Here is a 592-nt window from a genome sequence, read left to right as displayed (position 1 = left end):
CGATGTGGCCGCGCCGCTGCAGCGCCTGGACGACATCGCCCAAGCCCTGCACGACCTGCGCGAAGGCAATGCCGACCTGCGCAGGCTCGGCGAACAGATCGAAAAGACCCGGGCCGATGTGGCCCAGGCCAAGCGCACCTATGAAGACGTGCGCGTGGAGCGCGGCCAGCTCGGCCGTGAGCACGAACGCCTGGCGCGCCTGCACGAGCAGTGCGCGCCGCGGGCCAAGCGCGTGGTCACGCCCCTGCAGCAGCAGGGCCTGGACGAACGCCTCAAAGCGCTCGGCGTGCTCAGCCTGGAAAACCTGGAAGCGCACTTCCGGCAGATCAGCAACACCCTCAACGAACAGCTCGGCGGCTCCCAGGCCGAACACAACCGGCTGGAAAACCTGCTGCTGGGCTGCTTCCGCCGCTACTGCCAGGCCTGGCCGGAAGACAGCGGCGACTTCACCGTCAGCCTGTCCAGCGCCGACGATTTCCTGGCCCGCTTGCAACGGCTGGAGAACGATGGCCTGCCGCAGCACGAGGCGCGCTTCTTCGATCTGCTGCAGAGCCAGAGCAAGAACAACCTGCTGGCGCTGCAGCGCCACACC

Annotated in this window: 1 protein-coding gene; it reads left to right on the top strand. The window is 67.9% G+C overall.

Annotated features, from left to right (window positions below):
- On the top strand, window positions 1-592 hold a 592-nt coding region (locus AAE045_RS23880; protein ID WP_455549783.1), incomplete at both ends, for a hypothetical protein.

This window comes from Dryocola clanedunensis (genome assembly GCF_038405435.1).
GTDB lineage: Bacteria > Pseudomonadota > Gammaproteobacteria > Enterobacterales > Enterobacteriaceae > Dryocola > Dryocola clanedunensis_A.
This window is presented reverse-complemented; position numbering and strand designations above follow the sequence as displayed.